General features: G+C 60.1%; 5 protein-coding genes. All 5 read left to right on the forward strand.

What is annotated here, in order from left to right:
* Positions 1–493: RHS repeat-associated core domain-containing protein (locus QR78_RS33295; RefSeq protein ID WP_202972806.1), on the forward strand; the 493-nt coding region annotated here is incomplete at its 5' end.
* Positions 494–502: 9 nt separating this feature from the next.
* Positions 503–820: a hypothetical protein gene (locus tag QR78_RS34505; protein ID WP_125901405.1), complete on the forward strand. Its 318-nt coding sequence runs from the start codon at positions 503–505 to the stop codon at positions 818–820.
* Positions 821–946: 126 nt separating this feature from the next.
* The gene (locus tag QR78_RS28005) at positions 947–1,195 is read left to right on the forward strand and encodes an RHS repeat domain-containing protein (RefSeq protein WP_048430898.1); all 249 of its coding nucleotides are present in this window, start codon (positions 947–949) and stop codon (positions 1,193–1,195) included.
* The gene (locus tag QR78_RS28010; RefSeq protein ID WP_048430899.1) at positions 1,180–1,434 is read left to right on the forward strand and encodes a hypothetical protein; all 255 of its coding nucleotides are present in this window, start codon (positions 1,180–1,182) and stop codon (positions 1,432–1,434) included. Before QR78_RS28005 ends, QR78_RS28010 begins: the two co-directional genes overlap by 16 nt.
* Before the next feature lie 84 nt (positions 1,435–1,518).
* On the forward strand, positions 1,519–1,710 hold a 192-nt coding region (locus QR78_RS28015; protein WP_048430900.1), incomplete at its 3' end, for a hypothetical protein.

Consider the following 1,710-nt stretch of genomic DNA (forward strand, 5'->3'; position numbering starts at 1 on the left):
CGTCTACAACCGGTTCCGGTATTATGATCCGTTGACGACGCAGTATATCTCGCCAGATCCAATAGGAATATCTGGCGGCTTCCGCCTGGCAGGATATGTTTCCAATCCTTTGTTTTTTGCCGATCCTCTCGGATTGGCTGGTTGTTGTCCTGCAAGCGGCAGTCTTGACTGGACAAGACAACACCCGAAGACCGGAGAATCATCAGTAGACCATGTCAATAAGCACGGAAGTGACATTCCAAACAGGCCAATACAAAGTGTTTTTGCTGACGATCCTATACAGACAACAAACAGAGCATGGGCCGAAGCAGTGAAAAATGGAATCACTCCGACGATTGGACCAAATGGAAATTGGATTTATGACGTCCCATATCCCAACGCAGGATTGCAGGGAGGCAGGGTCGGAGCATCTGCTTCCAACCCAATTCTAAACAACGTGAGAATTGTAACATTACCTGGAACAAACACCGTCGTGACCGCTTTTCCATACTAGGTGTCGCAGATGATATACTATGTAGCAATGGCATATAACGCTGGAAACTTTGGACAAAGCGATTATATTTATCTTATGAAAATGAAAAATGGAAAAATAGCCGGGTGTTCTGCAGAATTTGAAGTTTGCACTTATGACATTGATATAGCTTGCTCATCTGACAGGTACAGCGAAGCACGTTGGTTTGGTTGGGGCGATGATGGAAATGAAGCAGCAGAGATAGAAGAGTTGACCAACTTGGGGCTTTTAGATGTAATTGAGGGATACAAGCTCGATATATCTTTAGGTGGAGATGTTATAGCCCTTCATAATCGACCAGCGACATAATTGAATTTTCGAGTTTGCACGGCGCAGACGAGCGCTGGAGCAAGTCGAGAACCAGCGCGGCCGGCACTGGACCTTCGCGCGCGACGACACCGGCGCCGTAGTGGCCGAGACCGACTTCGACGGGCTGTGCACGACCTATACCACGACCGGGCCGGCCGGCTCACCGCGAAGCAGGCCGCCGACGGCACCCGCACGGCCTATGACTGGGACGCCTCGGGGCGGCTCTTGGACGAGACGGTGACCGGGCCGGACGGAGCTGGGCAGGTCGCCCGCTTCGCCTACGACCGCGCCGGGCAGCTCGTGGAGGCGCACAACGCCGGGGCCCGGGTCGCGCTGGAGCGCGACCGGCTCGGGCGGGTGTGGCCGAGACGGTGAACGGGCGCCGGATCGACAGCACCTACGATTGCTGCGGCCACCGCACCGCCCGCACCGGTCTCGGGGCGGCGGTGGCGAGCGCCTACGATCCGCTCGGGGCGCTGGCCGAGCTGCGCATCGGCGAGCACACGCCGTTGCGGCTGTTCCACGACGCGGCGGGCCGCGAGACGCAGCGCGAGAGCGGGCGCGGCTTCGCGCTGGCGAGCGGGCACGATCCGGCCGGTCGGCTGGTGCGCTAGGTCGCCGGGCGCGGGGCCCTGCCGGGGGCGGCACCCGTCCCGGCGCTGGAACGGGTCTACGGCTGGAACCGGGCATCCGAGCCGGTGTCGATCGCCGATAGGCGCTGGGGCACGACGGGCTACCGGTACGACGGCAACGGGCAGGTCGAGGAGGCGCGCCACGGCGACGGGCTGGCGGAGCGGTTCGACTACGACGCGGCTCTGAACGTGTCGGCGTTCCAGGAGCTGGACCGGGGCCCGGGCGGTCCGGTTCAAGCGGCGAGTTTCCTGGAGGCG

Source organism: Methylobacterium indicum (assembly GCF_001043895.1).
In the GTDB taxonomy this organism is placed as follows: domain Bacteria; phylum Pseudomonadota; class Alphaproteobacteria; order Rhizobiales; family Beijerinckiaceae; genus Methylobacterium; species Methylobacterium indicum.